Annotated in this window: 13 protein-coding genes; 7 read left to right on the forward strand and 6 right to left on the reverse strand. The window is 65.8% G+C overall.

The window, feature by feature from the left end; all coding sequences use genetic code 11:
* Window positions 1-78: 78 nt before the first annotated feature.
* Window positions 79-963, reverse strand: coding sequence for a LysR family transcriptional regulator (locus tag B0G69_RS14795; RefSeq protein WP_121318072.1), 885 nt, complete (start codon window positions 961-963; stop codon window positions 79-81).
* A 138-nt stretch (window positions 964-1,101) separates the two neighbouring features.
* Here B0G69_RS14795 and B0G69_RS14800 point away from each other — a divergent pair, with 138 nt between their 5' ends.
* Together B0G69_RS14800 and B0G69_RS14805 are read left to right on the forward strand one after the other, a co-directional pair.
* Window positions 1,102-1,899: a sulfite exporter TauE/SafE family protein gene (locus B0G69_RS14800; protein WP_121318074.1), complete on the forward strand. Its 798-nt coding sequence runs from the start codon at window positions 1,102-1,104 to the stop codon at window positions 1,897-1,899.
* Window positions 1,900-2,293: 394 nt separating this feature from the next.
* Window positions 2,294-3,040, forward strand: a complete 747-nt coding sequence (locus B0G69_RS14805) for a glucose 1-dehydrogenase (protein WP_121319418.1) — start codon at window positions 2,294-2,296, stop codon at window positions 3,038-3,040.
* A gap of 150 nt (window positions 3,041-3,190) precedes the next feature.
* Here the strand turns inward: B0G69_RS14805 and B0G69_RS14810 are convergent, their stop codons facing one another.
* The gene (locus B0G69_RS14810) at window positions 3,191-4,072 is read right to left on the reverse strand and encodes a LysR substrate-binding domain-containing protein (protein WP_121319420.1); all 882 of its coding nucleotides are present in this window, start codon (window positions 4,070-4,072) and stop codon (window positions 3,191-3,193) included.
* 127 nt (window positions 4,073-4,199) lie between these two features.
* Here B0G69_RS14810 and B0G69_RS14815 point away from each other — a divergent pair, with 127 nt between their 5' ends.
* The gene (locus B0G69_RS14815; RefSeq protein ID WP_121318077.1) at window positions 4,200-5,438 is read left to right on the forward strand and encodes a 2-aminoethylphosphonate--pyruvate transaminase; all 1,239 of its coding nucleotides are present in this window, start codon (window positions 4,200-4,202) and stop codon (window positions 5,436-5,438) included.
* Between the two features lie 32 nt (window positions 5,439-5,470).
* Window positions 5,471-6,274, forward strand: coding sequence for a phosphonoacetaldehyde hydrolase (gene phnX / locus B0G69_RS14820; RefSeq protein ID WP_121318079.1), 804 nt, complete (start codon window positions 5,471-5,473; stop codon window positions 6,272-6,274).
* Window positions 6,275-6,331: 57 nt separating this feature from the next.
* On the opposite strand, the gene B0G69_RS14825 is transcribed toward phnX, so the two are convergent.
* The gene (locus B0G69_RS14825) at window positions 6,332-7,228 is read right to left on the reverse strand and encodes a LysR family transcriptional regulator (RefSeq protein WP_121318081.1); all 897 of its coding nucleotides are present in this window, start codon (window positions 7,226-7,228) and stop codon (window positions 6,332-6,334) included.
* A gap of 133 nt (window positions 7,229-7,361) precedes the next feature.
* Complete coding sequence (locus B0G69_RS14830; protein ID WP_121319422.1) at window positions 7,362-8,573, reverse strand: amidohydrolase family protein; 1,212 nt, start codon at window positions 8,571-8,573, stop codon at window positions 7,362-7,364.
* Between the two features lie 317 nt (window positions 8,574-8,890).
* Here B0G69_RS14830 and B0G69_RS14835 point away from each other — a divergent pair, with 317 nt between their 5' ends.
* Window positions 8,891-9,922, forward strand: a complete 1,032-nt coding sequence (locus tag B0G69_RS14835; protein WP_241991331.1) for a diguanylate cyclase — start codon at window positions 8,891-8,893, stop codon at window positions 9,920-9,922.
* Between the two features lie 54 nt (window positions 9,923-9,976).
* Here the strand turns inward: B0G69_RS14835 and B0G69_RS14840 are convergent, their stop codons facing one another.
* Window positions 9,977-10,885, reverse strand: a complete 909-nt coding sequence (locus B0G69_RS14840) for a LysR family transcriptional regulator (protein ID WP_121318085.1) — start codon at window positions 10,883-10,885, stop codon at window positions 9,977-9,979.
* A gap of 132 nt (window positions 10,886-11,017) precedes the next feature.
* On the opposite strand from B0G69_RS14840, the gene B0G69_RS14845 reads away from it, so the two are divergent.
* Both B0G69_RS14845 and B0G69_RS14850 read left to right on the forward strand, forming a co-directional pair.
* A complete protein-coding gene (locus tag B0G69_RS14845) occupies window positions 11,018-11,800 on the forward strand; it encodes a glucose 1-dehydrogenase (protein ID WP_121318088.1) in 783 nt (260 codons plus the stop codon).
* Between the two features lie 266 nt (window positions 11,801-12,066).
* Window positions 12,067-12,360: a hypothetical protein gene (locus B0G69_RS14850; RefSeq protein WP_199731214.1), complete on the forward strand. Its 294-nt coding sequence runs from the start codon at window positions 12,067-12,069 to the stop codon at window positions 12,358-12,360.
* A 78-nt stretch (window positions 12,361-12,438) separates the two neighbouring features.
* Here the strand turns inward: B0G69_RS14850 and B0G69_RS14855 are convergent, their stop codons facing one another.
* Window positions 12,439-15,360, reverse strand: coding sequence for an Hsp70 family protein (locus B0G69_RS14855; RefSeq protein WP_121319426.1), 2,922 nt, complete (start codon window positions 15,358-15,360; stop codon window positions 12,439-12,441).
* Between the last annotated feature and the right edge of the window lie 12 nt (window positions 15,361-15,372).

Genomic DNA, 15,372 nt, shown 5'->3' on the forward strand with positions numbered 1-15,372 from the left:
AGGCAAATCGATTAAAAATAGCCAACCGGATAAATGTGGCTGATACCAACGGGATTGACCAAACCCCGTCCGAAACCGCTAGATTCCAGCCAGATGCCGCACCAGTGCCTTTTCCAGCCGTGACATCGCGTTCAGCTCGCGCATGCAGACCAGCAACTGGCGCGAGGCCCAGCTCTCGGCCAGCTCGATCGTGCGAATGCCCGGCGTGCCGCGATAGCGCCGCGCCGCCGTGGCCGGCACGATGCCGACCCCCGCACCCTGTTCGACCATGCAGCAGATGCCGTCGAAGGTGCGCATGTGCGCGCGATAGCTTAGAGGCCGACCGGCCAGCAAAGCGCGCTCGCCGAGATACGCGTGCAATGCGCTATCCGCGCTGAGACCGATGAATTCGCGCGCGGCCACCTCGGCGAGCGTGGCACGTCGGCGCGTGGAGAGCGGGTCGTCGCGGCTCGTGATCAGCACCAGCTTGTCGACGGCAAACGCAAACGTCTGCAGTGCGCCATGTTCGACCGCATCGGAAATGATGCCGATCTCCGCGGCGCCGGTGAGCACGGCCTTGACCGTCTCGCTGCTTTGACGCTCCTTCAGATCGATCTGCACGTTCGGGTGATTGCGCAAAAAGAGGCCGATCGCCGAAGGCAGGAACTCGGTGATGGCGGCGGTATTGGTCCACAGGCGGATGCAGGCCTTGCGCCCCTCCTGATGCTCGCCCAGCTCACCCTGCATCCTTTCGATCTGCCCGAGCACGAGCCGCGCATGATGCGCGAGCGTATCGCCAGTCGGCGTGGATTCGACACCGCGGCGGCCGCGTTCGAGCAGCGGCATGCCAAGCGCGTCCTCCATGCCGCGCAGCCGGGCGCTGGCCGAGGGCAGCGACATGTTCGCGCGCGCGGCGCCGTGCGTGATGCTGCCGGTGTCGAGTACATGCAGAAAGAGGCGGAGATCGATGAGGTCGAAGCGCATGAGCGTGTAGTTCGAGCAGGAGACGCTGGAGGGGATCGAGCCTTAGTCTCAGCCTAAGTCACGATACGTATCTTACGCATTGTGGACTGCGCGGCGGCGATTGAAAATCGCTCACATCACTTCAATAGAAATCGGCCGATGATCTCTTCGTTCGCGAGTTTGTTTTCAAGTCCGCTTTCAGGTCCATTTACGGGTTCGATTGCGCTGCATGCCGGCGTGATCGCCGCGACCTTCGTCGTGGCCGGTTTCGTAAAAGGCGTGACCGGCATGGGCCTGCCCACCGTCGCAATGGGCGTGCTCGGCACGCTGATGCTGCCCGCTCAGGCGGCCGCCTTGCTGCTGTTGCCGTCGTTCGTCACGAACGTCTGGCAACTGTTCGCGGGGCCGAGCGTGCGCGCGCTGCTCAAGCGCTTGTGGCCGATGATGGCGGGCATCGTCGGCGGCACGCTCGCGGCGGCGTCGTTCATTGCGGGGGCTGGCGGTGCATGGGCGGCCGTCGGCCTCGGCGCCGCGTTGACGCTGTATGCGGCGGCCGGCTTGCTGGCGTGGCGCTTCTCGGTGCCGGCGCGGCACGAGCGCTGGCTGTCACCGGCGATCGGCGCGCTCACCGGCGTGGTCACGGGGGGCACCGGCGTGTTCGTGGTGCCGACAGTCCCTTATCTGCAGTCGCTCGCGCTGAAGAAAGAGGACCTGGTGCAAGCGCTCGGACTGTCGTTCACCGTGTCGACCATCGCGCTGGCCATCGGACTCGCGAGCGAGCATGCCTTTGCCGCCGACGAGCTGGGTATCTCGCTCGCCGCCGTCGTACCGGCGCTGATCGGCATGTGGATCGGCCAGCGCGTGCGCGGGCTCATCAGCGCGGCGAGCTTTCGCCGCTGGTTCTTCATCTGCCTGCTCGGACTCGGCATTCAATTGATGGCGCGCGCATTCGTTTAATGACAATGCAATGGCAGCGGACAACGGAGGGAGATCGTGTTGCACATCATTCTGGATACGCTCGGTGCGCTGGCGGTGCTCGCAAGCATAAGCGCGCAGATTGCGCTGATACGTAAGCGCTGAGTCCATTTTCCGCCATCATCCGTCCGGCCGTGCAATGCGGGCCGCCATCGTCTCGCGAGCACGCATGCGCACGCATGCTGCTGCAGCAGCAGATTGCCAATTGTTCGGTTCAACCGACGTATCTATTCGCCGTCAGCCGCTTTATCCCTCACGCTGGCATGCCTACATTGTGTCCAGTGACAGCGCCACTGCAAATCCAGCTTCATCGACGTGAATCCCGCGAATGTTCGCGACAGCGCGTCGGCGCCAATCCCATTGAAAGGACATGATCATGAGCAAGCTCACAGGTAAAGTCGCGGTCGTAACCGGCGGATCGAAAGGCATCGGCGCGGCCATTGCGAAAGCATTGGCGGCGCAGGGCGCATCGGTGGTAGTGAACTATGCGTCCAGCAAGGCAGGCGCCGAGAGCGTCGTCGAAGCGATCACCGCGGCGGGCGGCAAGGCCGTCGCGGTAGCCGGCGACGTCGCCAAAGCGGCCGACGCGCAAGGCATCATCGACACGGCGGTCGAAACCTATGGCCGTCTCGACATCCTCGTCAACAACTCGGGCGTGTATGAGTTTTCGCCGATCGAGGAGATCACCGAAGAGCACTTCCATAAGCATTTCAATGTGAATGTGCTGGGTCTGCTGTTGACCACGCAGGCGGCGGTCAAGCATCTCGACGAAGGCGGCAGCATCGTCAACGTCAGCTCGGTAGTGAGCCGCATCACGCCGCCGGGCAGCGCGGTGTATACGGCGACCAAAGGCGCGGTGGACGGCATTACGGGCGTGCTCGCGAAGGAACTCGGTGCGCGCAAGATTCGCGTGAATTCCGTGAATCCGGGCATGGTCGCGACCGAAGGCACGCATAGCGCGGGGATCATTGGTTCGGATCTCGAAACGTGGGCGCTCGGTACGACGCCGCTCGGACGCATCGGCCAACCTGACGATATCGCGGATGTGGTCGTGTTCCTCGCCTCCAACGATTCGCGCTGGCTGACGGGCGAGAGTCTGATTGCGAGCGGCGGCTCGCGCTGAGCGAGTTTGTCGTGCGATGGTGTGCGGTGCGGGCTGCGAGAGGACGGTGGTCGCAACCGCATGCCTGACGGTACAGCAGCAGTGAAGTACAACGCCCGGCAAGTGACTCGCATCAAAACCCCGTCATCACCTGCCGGGCAGCTCACACTTTCATCCAGCCGCAACCGCAGCCGCGCCCGGCAATTGCACCGCGAACAACGCATCCAGCAGATTCGATCCCGGCCGCTCGGCGAGCCGCGTGAGCGATTCGATCATCTGCACCCGGCAATCCTGCAGCGGGATGATCCTGATCCGCCGTGACTCGTTGAATTCGGCGCGCGCGATCACGCCCACGCCGATGCCTTGCGCGACCGCTTCTTCCAACGCCTCGCGCCCGTCCACGTACATCACGGGCTCCACCTGCAAGGATTCGCGCACCAGCTCGATTTCGAGCAGTTGCTGTGTGACCGATTGCGACTCGCGGAAAATCATCGGCTGTTTGACCAGTTCCGCGTAGCTCAGCCTGCGTTTCTTCGCGACCGGATCGCCGGCCGGCACCATCGCCACCAGCGGGTCGCGCCGCAACACGCGCGACTCCAGCCGGCTGTGCACTTGCGGCGCGGCGGTAATGGCCGCGTCGACCGCGCTCGACAGCACGCGCTGCATGCAGTCCGCCGCATTGGCGATCGACAGCGTCACGACGATCCCGGGATGCAGCTTGCGAAACGCGCCGATCAGCGTGACCGCGAGATCGGGCGCATCGGCGGCCAGCGAGAGCGAGCCGGACTCCAGCCCGCCCGCCGACTCCAGTAGTTGCCGCGCGTCGCGCTCGCAACCGAGCATGTGGCGCGTCACGGTAAACAGACGCAAGCCCAGTTCGGTGGTTTCGACGCCGCGTGGACCGCGTTCGAACAGCTTGACGCCGTAATCCTGCTCCAGCCGCCGCACGTGATCCGACACCGCCGGCTGCGTCAGCGACAATGCCTGTGCCGCTTTCGAAAATCCGCCGTGTTCCGCGACCGCATGAAACGCCCGCAATTGCGCGTATTGCACGTGTGCCTCGCCGCTCGTTACGAGCAATAAGTTTTGTCGATACCGTCATCGATTATATCGATTTTACCGATGCCATCCGGGTCTGTACTGTGTCACGCATCGACATAGCCATACCGGAGTTCCGCACATGGAAAGCGCGATCGCTCATTCAGCCTCTTCCACCGCGCCCGGCGCGCTGCCATGCGCCGCGCCGGCGAGCGGCGAACCGTATCTGTTGACGCCGGGGCCGCTCACCACCGCGCGCTCGACCAAGGAAGCGATGCTGCGCGACTGGGGCTCGTGGGACGGCGATTTCCGCGCCATGACCGCGCAGTTGCGTGCGAGCCTGCTCGACATCGCGGGCGCCGGTGCGGACAACCCCGCCAGCGACTACGACTGCGTGCCGCTGCAAGGCAGCGGCAGCTATTGCGTCGAAGCGATGCTCGGCAGTCTGATGCCGCGCGATGGGCACGCGCTCGTGCTCGCGAACGGCGCGTACGGCAAACGCATCGCCACCACGCTCGGCTATCTGGGCCGCGCCTACACGCTGCTCGACAAGGGCGACTACCTGCCGCCGCGCGGCGCGGAAATCGAACGCATGCTGGATGCCGATCCGCGCATCACGCACGTGGTCGCAGTGCATTGCGAAACGAGTTCGGGGATTCTCAATCCGCTCGCGGAGATCGCCGCGGCCACCGCGAAGAAAGGCCGCAAGCTGCTGACCGATTCGATGAGCGCGTTCGGCGCCGTGCCGCTCGACGTGCGCGAGACGGCCTGCGAGGCGTTCGTGTCGTCGGCGAACAAATGCATCGAGGGCGTGCCCGGTTTCGGCTTCGTGATCGCGCGCAAGCGCGCCTTGCAGGAAGCGAAGGGCCGCAGCCATTCGCTCGCGCTCGACGTGCACGATCAATGGGACGTGATGAACCGCACCGGCCAGTGGCGCTTCACGCCGCCCACCCACACGGTGGCCGCGTTTATCGAGGCGCTGCGTCTGCACACGCTCGAAGGCGGCCAGCCTGGGCGCCTCGCGCGATACGCGAACAATCGCGACGTGCTGGTCGAGGGCATGCAGGCGCTCGGCTTCGAGCCGCTGCTGAACGCACGCTGGCGCTCGCCGATCATCGTGACGTTTTTTGCACCGGCGCATCCGTCGTTCGAATTCGCGCGCTTTTATGAATTGATGAAACAGCAGGGTTTCATCATCTATCCAGGCAAGCTGACCGTGGTGGAGAGCTTTCGCATCGGCTGCATCGGCCAGGTCGATGAGCACGTGATGCGCCGCGTGGTGCAGGCCTGCGCCGCATCGTTGCGGGCGCTCGGCGTCGACCACGCGGCGCCGTCGGCGGCGGCGCTCGAAGAACGCAAGGCGTTGGCGCAAGCGGAATGATCGATGAGGCCACCTCATGAGGATTGAAACCAATGAAACACGTTAAAGCGGTGATTTTCGACTGGGCCGGCACGGTGGTCGACTACGGTTCGCTCGCGCCGATGGGTGCGTTCGTCGAGACCTTCGAGCAGTTCGGCGTCCCGATCACGATCGAGGAAGCGCGCGGCCCGATGGGCATGGCCAAGCGTCCGCATATCGCCGCGCTGATGGCGTTGCCGCGCGTCGCGCGAGCCTGGACCGACAAATTCGGGCACGCGCCGAACGAAGCCGATATCGACGCCATCTACGACGTGTTCGTGCCGAAAAACATCGCGGTGGCGGCGAGCTACAGCACGGTGATTCCGGGCGTAGCCGAAGTGGTGAGCGCGCTGCGCGAGGACGACATCCGCATCGGCACGACCACCGGCTACACGCGCGAGATCATCGACGAGATCGTGCCGGGCGCGGCGGCGCAGGGATTCTCGCCGGACAGCATCGTCTGCACCGGCGATACGCCCGAAGGGCGGCCGTCGCCGTACATGATCTACAAGACGCTGCCGGCGCTCGGCGTCTGGCGCGCGAAGGAGGTCATCAAGGTCGACGATACCGCGGTCGGGATCGAGGAGGGGCTCAACGCCGGGACGTGGACGGTCGGCGTCGCGGTGAGCGGCAACGCGTTCGGGATGACCGAAGCGCAGGTCAAGGCGTTGTCGCCGGATGAGTTCGCGTCGCGCCGTCACGCGGCGTTCGAGAAGTTGCAGGCGGCGGGCGCGCACTATGTGATCGACAGCGTCGCCGATCTGATGCCGGTGGCGTACGACATCGACGCGCGTCTCGCGCGAGGCGAGCGGCCGTGATGCGGTGACGCCAGCTGAGCGGGATGAAGCGACCAGCCGCACGCCATGCCCGTCAGCTCACTCGAAATATCCCACCGCCAGATCGATGAATTCCCGCACCTTGCGTGGCACGAACTCGCGGCTCGGATAAACCAGCGACACCGCGACGTCGCCGTTGAGCATCGTGTAGTCGCCGAGTATCCGCACCAGCGTGCCGGCGCGCAGTTCGTCGGCGACCATCTCCAGCGGCAGCAACGCGATGCCCATCGCGCCCAGCGCCGCCTGTTTCTGCATGATCATGCTGTTGACCGTGAACGACGCATCGAGCGCGACGCTCTCGTCGTTGCCGCCGTCCTTGCTGAAGATCCAGCTTTGCGGGCTCGTGTCGAGTGGCGCTGCAATCACCCGATGCCCCGCGAGATCGGCAGGCCTCTCGGGCTGCCCGGCCTGCGCGAGATAGGGGGCCGACGCCACCGGCACCGCGTGCGACTTGAGCAGGCGCCGCACGACCAGCGATTCCGAGCGGATCATGTGCTCGGTCACGATCCCCACGTCGAAACCGCCTTCGAGCAGATCGACGCGCTTTTCAGTCAGCGTGACACGCAGATTCACGTGCGCAAACCTGGCCTGGTACTCCGCGAACAATGGCGTGAGGCGAAACAGCGAGAAGCTGCCCAGCGCGACGATACGCAGATCGCCGGCGACTTCCTTCGAAGTCGTGGTCGCGCGTGATTCGACTTCTTCGAGCTCGGCAAGCAGCACGCGGCAACCATCGGCATACTCCGCGCCGGCCTCGGTCAGCACGACCTTGCGCGTGGTGCGCTGGAACAGGCGAATGCCGAGATGCTGTTCGAGGCTCGACACGTGGCGCGTCACGACCGAGGTCGAGACGCCGAGGTGCGCCGCGGCCTGCGCGAAGCTGCCCGCGTCGGCGACCTTGACGAATGCCTGCATGGCCTGAAAGAGATTGATCATGTGAGTGCGGGAAACGTGTTCGTGCGTGCGTGTGCGTGCGTGTGGGTGGACGCCAGTGGCGTGGAGTGTAGCGCGAGGTGCCGGCGCGGCAACGGCTGTGGCGACAGCTCCCGCCTGCGCCGTGTCGCGCGTTTCAGCAGCCCGGCTGATGCTGCGCGGGTGCGCCGGCGCGCGCGACGATCCGGCCGTTCGCCACCACGAGTCTGCGGGCCGGCCGCGCGACGATCGCATGGGCGAGCGTGTCGGCGTCCACCAGCACGAGGTCGGCGCGTGCGCCCGTCTGCAATCCGTAGTGCGTGAATCCGCAACCGCGCGCGGCCGTGCCGCTCACGCAATCGAACGCGAGCGCGAGGTCGTCATCGCGGCGCAGGTTGTAGCGCATGGCGATCAGCATCGCGCGTTCGAGCATGTCCGGCGAACCGTACGGCGTCCACGTGTCGCGAATGCCGTCGTTGCCGCCGAACAACGTGACGCCCTTGTCGATGCAGGCGTGCAGCGGCGGCACCGGCGTCGACGGCGGGGCGGTCGTCAGCAGCGCGACGCGCAGTTCGGCGAGGCGCGCGAGCAGCACATCGCGTTCGCGCTCGGGCAGCGCGCCGAGACAGAACGCGTGACTCACCACCACCTGGCCTTGCATGCCGAGCGCCGCGACGCGCTCGAGCAGAAGACCGAGTGTGAATGCGCCGATTTCGCCGGGCTCGTGCAAATGAATGTCGATCGGCTTCTGATGACGCTGCGCGAGGCCGAACGTCAGGTCCAGCGACGCCACCGGATCGCCGTCGATCAGCGCCGGGTCGAACGCGCCGAGCACGTCGGCGCCCCCGCTCAACGCGCGATCGAGCAACGCGTCGGTGCCTGGGCGGCCAAGCAGTCCCGATTGCGGAAACGCGACGATCTGCAGGTCGAGCACGTCGCGCAGCGCGGCGCGCGTGGCCAGCACGCCTTCGAGGTGGCGCAGACCCGCCTCGGTATCGATATCGACGTGCGTGCGCAGTCGCGTCGTGCCCGCGAGCAGAAACGCGCGGGCCAGCGCGAGCGACTGCGCGCCCGCGTCGTGGCCGCCCTGCGCGCGCCAGCGCCGTTCGTTCTCGATGCGCTCGGTCAGCTCCGGCCCGACCTCGTTGCGATACCAGCGCATGCCCCAGTGGGTTTTGTCCAGATGCGTATGGCCTTCGACGAAACCAGGCAGCAGCAGCGCATGCGCACCGTCTTCGATCGCGATGCCGGGCTCGCGCGCGAGGTCCGGACCGATGGCCGCGATGCGGCCGTCGGCGATCGACACGTCCACGCGTGCGCCATCGGTCTGGCGCACGTTCGTGATGAGCCAGGCGTTCGGCGCGTTCATCGCGTTCATCGCGTTCGTCGTACGGGAGGGGGCGGTGGTGGTCATGAGCAGGTTGACGGCAGCACGGATAAGCGCAGCGCGCGGCGGGCCGCCGGCAATTGTCAGTTAAATGAAGCGCGCTGCCCAATCGGCAGGCAAACGAAGATGGCGCGCGGCTGGCGTGTGATTGTACTTCGCGTGGCCGCGCGCCGATCGCGCCGCCGGGTTGCCCGTCGTCCGGTCCGCCGTCGAAAGCGCTCATCAGGCGCGCTCCGAAGCGCTCAAGTTTCGTAGGTTTATGCCGTTGACATAGGCTGATCACATTCTGGGACCCAGCCGTGCAACTCGCTCACAGTAACGACCGTCTCTCCAGCCGAATGGCCGTCGATCCGTTCGCCCCCGGCGAACCCGAGGTGGAGTCTTCGGTCATCGAGTGGCTGTTGCACGACGACCAGGTGATGCGCGAGTGTTTTACCCATGCGGCCGAAATCCTCAAGAGCGTGACCGGCGCGGCGATCACCGCGATCACGCTGCTCGACGAGGAGTACCAGCATTACCGTGCCGAGGTCGGCATGGCGATGCCGCTCGTCACGCGGGCCCGGTCGCTCGCCGACTATGCGGTGCGCGACGAGGATCTGTTCGTTATAGAAGACGCGCACGACGACAGCCGCTTCGGCGAATGCATGCTGGTGCAGCGCTATCCGTTCGTGCGCTTCTATGCGGCGATCGCGCTGCGGGCGCCGAATGGCGAGATCGTCGGCGCGTTGTGCGCGATGGACCCGTCGCCCGGCCGGCTCGACGCGGGGCAGCAGGGTGTGTTCTACCATCTGCGCGCGATGATCGAAAACGACCTGAAGATGCGCACGGCGACCGCGATCGATCCGCTCACGCAGTTGTACAACCGGCGCTTTCTGCTCGAGAGCATCGCGCGGCGCTGGAAGGAAGCGCGGGACGGCGACGTGATGGGGTCGGTGGTGGTCGACGTGGACTGGTTCAAGCAATACAACGACACCTACGGCCACCAGGCCGGCGATCGTTGTCTGCGCAAAGTGGCTTCGGTGATGCAGGCGGCGGCCGATGGCGAACGCATCGTCGTCGGACGCATGGGCGGCGAAGAGTTCGGGCTGCTGGTGCTGCACGCGGAGGTTGCAGCGCTCGCCGATACGCTCGAAACGCTGCGGCAGGGCGTCGTCGATCTGGCGATCGAGCATCGCGCCTCGCCGCTCGGCGTGGTGTCGGTGAGCGTGGGGGCGTCGTTGACACGCATCAGCGAGCACGCGCGGCCATCGCTTCGCGATGGCTTCGCGAGCGCGGACCGCGCGTTATATCGTTCGAAGCATGGCGGCAGGAACCAGGTGACGATGGCGTAGGGCTCAGCACTTTTCGCTGGTGAACGGCCGCGCACGAGGCGAGTGGCGCTTCCATCAGCCATCCTGACGATTTGCGTAAAGCTGGCTCACCCAGTCGGCGAACACACGCACCTTCGCGCTGTAGCGTCGGCTCGGCGGATACGCGAGATAAACCTGCAGCGGCGCGGGCCGCCAGTCGGTGAGAATCGGCACGAGTTCGCCGCGCGCAATCGCCGGGCGCACCATGAAATCGAGCGTGTGCACGATACCGAGGCCCGCCAGCGCAGTCGCGAGATGCGCGTTGCTTTCGCTCACCAGCACCGTACTGCGCACGTCGCCCAGCACGATCGACTCGCCGTTCCTGTCGAAGCGCAACGGTTGCGTGACACCGCTGCTCGCGGAAAAGTAACCGACGACCGCGTGCCCGTCATCGACGATCTGCTGCGGGTGCAACGGTGTGCCATGCGCGGCCAGATACGCCGGGCTTGCGCAGGTGGTCCAGCGCAGCGTGCCGATCGCGTGCGTGACGAGCGCGGGGTCGTCCGCGGTGCTGCGAATCGCGCAATCGATGTTCTCGGCAATCAGGTCGGCGGTGCGGTCCGTCACGCTCAACTGCACCTGAATGTCCGGATAACGCGCGCAAAACGCCGGCAGTGCGGGAATCAGAATGCCGCTCGCGGTCGAACCGCCGCTGTCCACGCGCAGCGCGCCGCGTGGATTCGCGCGGTCGCGTCCCAACGTGGCCTCGATATCGTCGAGTTCGGTGAGCAACGGCTGGATGCGCTCGTAGTAGGCAACGCCCTCGGTCGTGACGTTGACGCTGCGCGTGCTGCGTTCGAGCAGCTTCACACCGAGGTGGTCTTCGAGCGAACGGACCCACTTGCTCACGGTCGCGTTGGGCATCTGCAACGATTGCGCCGCGCGGCTGAATCCGCCGGTTTCCACGACCCGGGCGAAAATGCGGATGGCTTGCAGGTGATCCATGAGGTCTCTGGCTTCGGGCGATTATCCACAACGGTGAATAAAGAAACCATAGGATACACATTTATCTCCCACGGTGCGTGACATATGCTGTCGTCACTGGGTCAGCCGACCTCACACATCACGGAGCTAGCCATGAATCAGTCCACGCAGGGAAACATCCACACCACCAAACATGCCGGCAAGATCGTACTGGTCACCGGCGGCAGCAGCGGCATCGGCCTTGCCGCCGCGACCCGTTTCGCCCGGGAAGGCGCGACGGTCTACATTACCGGCCGGCGTCAGGCAGAACTCGACGAAGCGGTTGAGCGCATCGGGCACGGCGCGGTCGCGATTCGCGCAGACATTTCGTCGGCCGCCGATCTCGACCGGATGTTCAGCACGGTGCAGGCCGCCCATCAGCGGCTCGACATTCTGTTTGCGAATGCGGGCGGCGGCGAGTTCTCACCGCTGGGCGAAATCACCGAAGCGCAGTTCGACAAGTACTTCGGCATCAACGTCAAAGGCACGCTGTTCACGGTGCAAAAAGCGTTGCCATTGATGCCGCGCGGCAGCGCGATCGTGCTCACGGGCTCGGTCACTTCGATTCAGGGCGTCCCGGCGTTCGGCGTGTATGCGGCAACCAAGGCGGCATTGCGTTCGTTTGCGCGCACCTGGGCATCGGATCTCAAGGGCCGCGATATTCGTGTCAACGTGGTCGCGCCCGGGGTGGTGATCACGCCCGCGTACAAGTCGGAGCTGCACATGAGCGACGAGCAGATCGACGCGTACCGGCAGCATGTCAGCGCGACCACGCCGCTCGGCCGCGTCGGCGAACCGGACGAAATCGCGAAGGCCGTCTCGTTCCTCGCCTCGGACGACGCGAGCTACATCACGGGAATCGAGTTGTTCGTCGACGGCGGGATGGTGCAGGTGTAATCGGCAGGGCAACACGAAGACCGACATAGCGTGAAGAGGGCCGGGATAACCGGCCTTTTTTACATGCGGCGGCAGGCGCAACACTGCCGGATCGAGCAGGAGCGACCGAATCGGCAACGCGCGTAATGGGTGCAGGAAAATGACGAACTCGGCATGCCGTTTTCCGGCGACGCATAAGGTTTCCTTAAGGTGTGGTTGTTTACATAGTTGGCGGGAGCGCGGGTATCGGTCGGCGACGCGCATCGCAAACGGCGGAGAAAACAACGATGCCCAACGAGAGAAAGCGTGGCGGCAAACAGGGCTGCAAGCGCAACCTGCAGGCCGAGAAGACGCTTTACAAATCGATCTATCAGATAGAGTTGGCGCGCGGCAGTTCGTACATTGCCAGCACGTGCAGCCCGGCGACGCAACGCATCGCGATCACCGAGGTGTTTCAGGAATTTCACCTGCGATACGGTCCCGACACGGTGAGCATCTTTCGCGAACTGTTGGCGGAAAGCCTGAGGCAGCGCAACGATCTACCGGCGGCGCAGGCCGTCCTGAGTTTCGAGCCGTGTTGATGGCGAGGGGAAGAGCAGTCGAGCCGACGCGTTCAACTGGCCCAATGCCGCCGTGACGCTACGGGAAAGCCGCAAGCCTCAACTCGCGATCAGCTTCAGCCCCACCGGCAACGACTCGCCGAACACGCGGCCTTCGTCTGCGTTGTCGAGCTCGACGCTCTCGCTCACCATCGTGATCCACGCGCGCGGCGCACTGGCTGCTTCGAGCCGGCGTACGACCGTCTGACGCAAATCGTCGGGCAGATCGCGTGAGCGGTCACCGGTCATGCGCGCGATCTGCACGGCGGCGAACGCCGCAGGGTCGACTTTCTTCCAGTCGAGCGCGAGGATCGTGGTCAGCCATGGTCCGGCGATCTCCGGCGGCACGACGCTATGCGCGCTGCCGTAGAACGGCCGCCGCGCGCCGATGCGCCCGACCGCCCACCAGCTCTGATGATTTTCAGCGGGCTTCTTCAGCCGCGTCAGCACCGACTCGCCAAGTTCGATCTTGCGTTCGACCGGAATGCGTTCGAGCGACGCGCTCAATCTGACCATATCGGCGAGGCCTGTTTTCGCGACATCGAACGGCAGCTTGTGACGCGACTGCGCGGCCGTCTGCAGATACGCCATCGCATCGAGCACGCGCAGTTGCGCACTTTCGCCGAGGCCGCCCGCGGCGCGGCGCCAGAGCGTCCACCACTCCGACCAGACCTGGCTGTCGTTGACGTATTGAATGCCGTCGTCGAACAGCGACCACAGCTGTTCGACGCGCCATTCATCGAGCGGATAGCCGAAGCCGGGCCGCACGCAATAGCCGGCGAGATTCAGCCAGAGCCGTTCGTGATCCGCGGAACGGCGGCGACGCCGCGCGCGTTCCCACAGCGCGCCGAACAGTTCGCGCAGCAACGCGCTGTTCCAGCTTTCGCGGGGGCCGAGCAACTGTTCGAGTTTCGAGCGCAGCCGTTTGACTTCTTTCGGGTCGACGTTTTGCGCACGCGAACCGAAGCAGCGGTCGATCTGTTCGATCGCGCGGTCGGCCGCCGGATGACGGGCCGATGCGGAGTCGGCGGGGAGATCCACTCGCGCGTCCTCGCCGCGCAACTGGAATTCGAGCAGCCAGCGCTGCGCGGGATCGTCGCGTTCGATGCAGTGCACGTCGAGCGTGCCCACTTCGGTGAGCGACGTGGCGATCCGTACGAGGGTTTCGCGCGCGTTGCGCTCGCCGCGCGGTTGCACGACGGTGGCGATCGGCGGCAGGCGCACGAAGTCGCCGTCCGCCAGATCGATCAGTTCGCCGGCCTGATAAACCGTGTCCGCGCTCGACGACACCAGGTGAAAACGTACCGGATGTCCGAGGCGCAACGCAAAGGTGCGATCGTCGATCAGGATCTCGTGGCCTTCTTCGGTGCCGCGCGGCAGCAGGCAGATGCCGCGTTGCGCGGGTTCGGCGGTGGACTTGCCGCCGGCGCCGTCGTCGAGCACGAGGAAGTAGCTGCGCGGCGAGCCGCCGCCGATTTTCGGCGCGTTGCCCGCGCGCGCCAGCGAATAGGCGACCGCGCCGCGCGCGACGGCCACATCGGGATTGTCGTTGTGCAGCACGTTGAGCGGGGCGCCGCGCCACATGCCGAGGGTATCGGCGAGACGTTGCGTGAGCGCTTGCGCGCGGAAGACGCCGCCGTTCAGGAGCAGGGTGTCGGGTACGGGAAGGGCGTCGTCGGTGCTGGCGCCGCCGCTGGGTGCCCTGTTTTCACCGGATGCACCGCCGGCGTCTGGGGCGCCGCCTGCGCGAAAACTCGAGCTCTCACTATCAGCCCCGCCACCCAGGGCTTTGCGCGACTGCGCCGCGAACCGGCTCAAAAATGCCGCGATATGCCGCGTGACCGCTGCATCGGTCGCATAGGGCAGGCCGAACTCGACGATCGCGCCGCGCGGCCTGCCTGGCCGTTCGTGCGACGCCACCGCCGGAAAAAACCCATCGACGATGACGCGCTCGACCTCGTCACGCGTCACCTGCGCGGTACGTGCACCGCCGATCAGCTTCGACCCCGCGCCGAGCAACGTGATCGATGCCGAATCGGGCGCCTGCGGGCCCAGCAGTTGTTCTTTCGCGCTCCGGCAGCGCTCGACCAGCTGCGACAGGCTCGCCGCCGATAAACGTGGATTCGGCGTGCGCGCATCGCCACCGGGCAGCCGCGCCTCGACCAGATGCGCGAGCGCGAGATCCATATTGTCGCCGCCGAGCATCAGATGATTACCCACGCCGATGCGCGTGAGCTGCGGCTCGCCATCCTTCATGCCCACTTCGATCAGCGTGAGGTCGGTGGTGCCGCCGCCGACGTCACAGATCAGCACGAGGCGCGTGTGCGCGAGTTCGCTCGCAAGCTGCTCGCGATGATGAAACAGCCAGTCGTAGAACGCCGCCTGCGGCTCTTCGAGCAGCCGCAGCGCAGGCAGACCGGCGAGACGCGCCGCTTCGACGGTCAGCGCGCGCGCACCTTCGTCGAACGACGCCGGCACCGTGAGCACGACGTCCTGCTGTTCGAGCGGCGCGTCGGGGAAGCGTTGATTCCACGCGGCGCGCACGTGCGCGAGATAACTCGCGCTCGCGTCGACGGGAGAGACTTTGCGGACATCGTCGGCGGCGCCCCACGGCAGGATCGGCGCCACACGGTCGACCGACGCGTGCGACAGCCAGCTTTTCGCGCTCGTCACGAGCCGCCCCGGCACCTGCGCGCCCAGCACACGCGCGAGCCGGCCGATCACGACGGGCGGCTGCGCGTGCGCGGCTGCGCGATCCGCCGTGGACCACGGCAATTGCAGATCGCCCGCGCTCAGCTCGCCCGCGCCCGCGTGATAGCGCACCGAGGGCAGCAGCGGCCGCGCGGCGACCTCGCCGGGACTCACCAGCTGCTCGATCTCGAACACCCGGATCGGCGCAGCGCCGTCCTGCGCGCCGGCTTGCGCATAGGCGAGCACCGTGTTGCTGGTGCCCAGATCGATGCCGACGCTGTAGCGCTTCATCTCGCTCACGCA

It is taken from the genome of Paraburkholderia sp. RAU2J, from assembly GCF_003634845.1.
GTDB lineage: Bacteria > Pseudomonadota > Gammaproteobacteria > Burkholderiales > Burkholderiaceae > Paraburkholderia > Paraburkholderia fynbosensis.

Coding starts and splice junctions, on each gene's coding strand:
- B0G69_RS14825 (WP_121318081.1), bottom strand. CDS start 7,228: ATGATCAATCTCTTTCAGGCCATGCAGGCATTCGTCAAGGTCGCCGAC.
- phnX (WP_121318079.1), top strand. CDS start 5,471: ATGAAACACGTTAAAGCGGTGATTTTCGACTGGGCCGGCACGGTGGTC.
- B0G69_RS14830 (WP_121319422.1), bottom strand. CDS start 8,573: ATGAACGCGCCGAACGCCTGGCTCATCACGAACGTGCGCCAGACCGAT.
- B0G69_RS14800 (WP_121318074.1), top strand. CDS start 1,102: ATGATCTCTTCGTTCGCGAGTTTGTTTTCAAGTCCGCTTTCAGGTCCA.
- B0G69_RS14815 (WP_121318077.1), top strand. CDS start 4,200: ATGGAAAGCGCGATCGCTCATTCAGCCTCTTCCACCGCGCCCGGCGCG.
- B0G69_RS14855 (WP_121319426.1), bottom strand. CDS start 15,360: ATGAAGCGCTACAGCGTCGGCATCGATCTGGGCACCAGCAACACGGTG.
- B0G69_RS14795 (WP_121318072.1), bottom strand. CDS start 963: ATGCGCTTCGACCTCATCGATCTCCGCCTCTTTCTGCATGTACTCGAC.
- B0G69_RS14850 (WP_199731214.1), top strand. CDS start 12,067: ATGCCCAACGAGAGAAAGCGTGGCGGCAAACAGGGCTGCAAGCGCAAC.
- B0G69_RS14840 (WP_121318085.1), bottom strand. CDS start 10,885: ATGGATCACCTGCAAGCCATCCGCATTTTCGCCCGGGTCGTGGAAACC.
- B0G69_RS14845 (WP_121318088.1), top strand. CDS start 11,018: ATGAATCAGTCCACGCAGGGAAACATCCACACCACCAAACATGCCGGC.
- B0G69_RS14805 (WP_121319418.1), top strand. CDS start 2,294: ATGAGCAAGCTCACAGGTAAAGTCGCGGTCGTAACCGGCGGATCGAAA.